The sequence below is a fragment of the Achromobacter sp. UBA2119 genome, from assembly GCF_002331005.1.
Lineage (GTDB): Bacteria > Pseudomonadota > Gammaproteobacteria > Burkholderiales > Burkholderiaceae_B > Achromobacter > Achromobacter animicus.
The window spans coordinates 55,276-59,348 of the sequence record NZ_DCYD01000020.1 but is presented as its reverse complement, the minus strand read 5'-3'; the positions used below and the strand labels follow the sequence as shown (position 1 = coordinate 59,348).

The window sequence follows — 4,073 nt, the reverse complement described above, 5'->3', positions numbered from 1 at the left end:
TAACGAGCGACCATAATGTCTTGTGAGATGACCGGCAGGTGACGGATGCGGCTGTAGGGTGTCAGACACCTGCCACAGACACTTGTAGCGTAGCCACAACGCAAAAAAAGCCGCAGATGCGGCTTTTTATGTGCCTGAGACTCAGGCATTCGCGAGTTACTTCGGCAACAGCGCCTCCACCTTGCCCACTTTTTCAAGCCCCCAGATCGTCGCAATCAATCCGCGCAGCTCCTGTTCCGTCGCCGCATCGGCGTACCTGCCCAGGCTGAGCGTCTTGTCCTCGATTTCGGGGCGGCTGAGCGTGTTGCCCGGGTCGCCCTTGGGTTCGTCGACGCGGCCATGCAGCACGCGGCCGTCGCGGGTGTACACCGTGACCTTGCCGATCCAGCGTTGCGGATAGGCGCCGTCGACTTCGGGGTCGAGCGCCATTTCCACTTTCCCACGGAAGGCGGCGACGCCCGGGTCGTCGAGGCCCGCGTCAAATTCCGCCAGACCGGCGCGGCCTTGTCGCGCGATCAGCGCCAGCACCGTGCCCATCGAAAACTTGGACTGGTGGACGGTCTGCGGATTCACAACCGGACCAAGAACGTCGATGGCGCCCTGGTGGACGTGCGCCACGACGCGTTCGACGTCGTCCTCGGTCAGGTGGTTGTCGCGCAGCGCCTGCTGCAGCGCGTCGGCGGCCGGATGCGTGTGGCGGCACGAGGCATGGAACTTGAACGAGGTTTCGGCTAGCGCCCAGCGCTGTCCCAGGCGGTCGCACAGGCGGCTGGGGTCGGCGTCGGTGGACATGCCGGCCGCCATGCCCTGCGGGCCTTCCAGGATGTGGCGCGCGCCGGTGAATCCTTCGCGCGCCAGGTAGGCCGCGGTGATGCCGTCCGCAGCCGCCTTGGCAGTGTGCAGCTGTTTGGAATCGGCGGCGTCCCGCAGGAATTCCCACAGCCCCGCCGCTTGCGTGCCGGCCGAGCCCAGCGCGTGCAGCATCTGTTCAGGGGACAGGCCCAGCAGCCGGCCGGTGGTGACCGCGGCGGCCAGCGTGCCAGCCGTGCCGGTGGTGTGGAAGATCTTGTAGTGCGAGCGGCCCAGGAATTCGCCGACGCGAATGCCGACCTCGTAGCCGGCCACGGCGGCGGTGAGCAGATCGCGGCCCGAGGAGCCTAGCGCCTGCGCGACGGCCAGGGCAGGCGGAAACACCACGGCCGCCGGGTGAAAGACCGAGCCGTTGTGCACGTCGTCCTGTTCCACCACGTGCGCGGCGGCCGCGTTGACCATGGCAGCAAAGAGCGGCGTGGTGCGGCGGCGGGTGATCAGGACTTCACTGGGACCATCCGCCGGCCCCATCGCGGCGGCATAGCGGTCGATCGCCTGGACCGCGCGGGCCGACGCGCCGGCCAGGATGGAGGCCAGGCAATCGAGCAGCAGGTCTTCGGCGCGGCGCAGCACCGGGGCGGGAATGGCTTCGTAGCGCAGGTTGGCGGCAAAGGCCGCGAGTTCGGCGCTCAGGTGCGGGGTGTCTTTGTCTGCGGTCATGTCGGAAGGTGGCGGGTCAGAAGGAGCGGGGCAGGCCCAGGATGTGTTCGGCGACGTACGACAGGATCAGGTTGGTCGAGATGGGCGCCACCTGGTAAAGGCGCGTCTCGCGGAACTTGCGTTCGACGTCGTATTCATTGGCAAAGCCGAAGCCGCCATGGAACTGCAGGCAGGCGTTGGCGGCTTCCCAGGATGCGTCCGCCGCCAGCAGCTTGGCCATGTTGGCCTGGGCGCCGCAGGGCTCGTGGGCATCGAACAGCCGGCAGGCCTCGTAGCGCATCAGGCTGGCCGCTTCCACGTTGATGTGCGCGCGCGCAATGGGGAACTGCACGCCCTGGTTCTGGCCGATGGGGCGGCCGAACACCACGCGTTCCTTGGCGTAGGCGGTGACCTTGTCGACAAACCAGTAGCCGTCGCCGATGCACTCGGCGGCGATCAGCGTGCGCTCGGCGTTCAGGCCATCCAGGATGTACTTGAAACCCTTGCCTTCTTCGCCGATCAGGTTTTCTTCGGGGATTTCCAGGTTGTCGAAGAAGAGCTCGTTGGTCTCGTGGTTGACCATGTTGGGGATCGGGCGGATCGACATGCCGTGCTTGACCGCGTGGTGCAGGTCGACCAGGAAGATCGACATGCCTTCGGACTTGCGCGTGACCTGATCCAGCGGCGTGGTGCGCGCCAGCAGAATCATCAGGTCCGAATGCTGCACACGAGAGATCCAGACCTTCTGCCCATTGATGACATAGCGGTCGCCGCGCTTGACGGCGGTGGTCTTGATCTTGGTGGTGTCGGTGCCGGTGGTGGGTTCGGTGACGCCCATCGACTGCAGGCGCAGTTCGCCGGCGGCGATGCGGGGCAGGTATTCTCGCTTCTGGGCTTCGGAGCCGTGGCGCAGCAGCGTGCCCATGTTGTACATCTGGCCGTGGCAGGCGCCGGAATTGCCGCCGCTGCGGTTGATTTCTTCCATGATGACCGAGGCTTCGGTCAGCCCCAGGCCCGAGCCGCCGTATTCCTGCGGGATCAGCGCGGCCAGCCAGCCGGCTTCGGTGAGGGCGCGGACGAAATCTTCGGGGTAGCCGCGCTCTTCGTCGACCTTTCGGAAATATTCGGAGGGGAATTGCGCGCAGAGGTCGCGCACGGCTTCGCGGATGTCCTGGTAGGCGTGGGAGGCTTGGTGCATGTGGCTGACTGTTCTATGTGAAGGAATGGTTCGGTACAGGATCGAATGTGCCGCAAGGGCGGCCAGGTGCCAATTCACGAATCATTAATACGGGGTTCCTGAACGCAAAAGCGCACCTTCATGACCGCTGTGCGTCATGTTTCCGCCAAGGTTGTGTCAAGAAATTGCCAAACTGCATCTCCATAATCCGTGGCACTGCCGCGAAGGCGGCCAAGGCTATACACGGATGGATATGCGGAAAAATCTGAGAGTCACGACGGCGCTATCGGCCATTCTTGCGTTGTTCGTCGTGCTGTTCGCTGTCGCTGCGGCGGCGGGTATCACGGTCTTGCGCGACAACCGCGCCGATATCGAGGCCCTGGGCCGGGGCAGCATCGAACGGGCGAGTGATCTCGCGGATATGACCAGCCGGCTGTTTCAGGCGCGCGCGGCGCTGACGGATGCCAAGACGGCGATGGAAGGCGGGCTGGAAGACGCGCGCAACGCGTCGCTGGCCCAGGCCGATGGGCTGCTCAAGCAGGCCGCCGCCAGTCTGGCGCGCTTGCGCGCCAACCCCGACGACAGTGCCCAGGGCGCGCCGCTGTTCGGCCAGGTGCTGACGGCCTATGCCGCCTTTGCGGACCAGACGCTTGCGCCGATGAGCAAGGCGATCCAGGGCTGGAACGGCATCGAGGTCAACCGGCTGACGGACAAGGCGCTGCCCGCCAGTGGCGCGGGCTATGTGAAGCAGGTCGAGGCCTACCAGGCCTACGCCCGCGAACACGGGCAGGAGGCGGTGGCCGGCGCAAGCCGCACCCTGGAGCGCGTGATCGTGGTGGCGGCCGCCGTGCTGGGTTTCGTCCTGGTGCTGGCGATCCTGATCCGGCTGGGATTCCGCCGCAGCATCGTGCGGCCCCTGAACGAGGCGGGGGCGCACTTTGACCGCATCGCGGACGGCGATCTGACCGGCGCGATCACGCAGCGCGGCGACAACGAGATCGGCGTGCTGTATTCGGCCATGCGCCGCATGCAGACGGGGCTGTCGACCGCGGTCGCGTCGGTGCGTCTGGGCGTCGAAGAGATCCATACCGGAGCCGGCGAAATCGCGGCCGGCGGCGCGGACATGTCGGAACGCGCGGCCCGGCAGGCGGGCTCGCTGCAGGAAGCGTCGGCCAACATGACGCAGCTGGCGCACACCGTGCAAATGACCGCCGGCAACGCGGACCTGGCTAGCCGGCAAGCGGTTAGCGCCACGCAGTTGGCGCAGCGCGGCGGCCAGGCCGTCGACGAAGTGGTGCACAGCATGCAGGGCATCGCCGACAGCGCGCGGCGCATCGGCGAGATCGTGGGCGTGGTGGACAGCATTGCGTTCCAGACCAACATCCTG

The 4,073-nt window shown here is 66.3% G+C and carries 3 protein-coding genes; 1 reads left to right on the top strand and 2 read right to left on the bottom strand.

Translation table 11 applies throughout. The features are described 5' to 3' along the window. Positions 1 to 156: 156 nt before the first annotated feature. Positions 157 to 1,530 carry an MmgE/PrpD family protein gene (locus B3098_RS27455; protein WP_279973948.1) on the bottom strand — a complete coding sequence of 458 codons (1,374 nt, stop codon included), beginning with the start codon at positions 1,528 to 1,530 and terminating at the stop codon, positions 157 to 159. 16 nt (positions 1,531 to 1,546) lie between these two features. After that, complete coding sequence (locus tag B3098_RS27450; protein WP_105238791.1) at positions 1,547 to 2,707, bottom strand: acyl-CoA dehydrogenase family protein; 1,161 nt, start codon at positions 2,705 to 2,707, stop codon at positions 1,547 to 1,549. 232 nt (positions 2,708 to 2,939) lie between these two features. Between B3098_RS27450 and B3098_RS27445 the strand changes: the two genes are divergently transcribed. After that, a partial coding sequence (locus tag B3098_RS27445; RefSeq protein ID WP_286900340.1) for a Tar ligand binding domain-containing protein occupies positions 2,940 to 4,073 on the top strand: 1,134 nt, incomplete at its 3' end.

Coding starts and splice junctions, on each gene's coding strand:
- B3098_RS27455 (WP_279973948.1), bottom strand. CDS start 1,530: ATGACCGCAGACAAAGACACCCCGCACCTGAGCGCCGAACTCGCGGCC.
- B3098_RS27450 (WP_105238791.1), bottom strand. CDS start 2,707: ATGCACCAAGCCTCCCACGCCTACCAGGACATCCGCGAAGCCGTGCGC.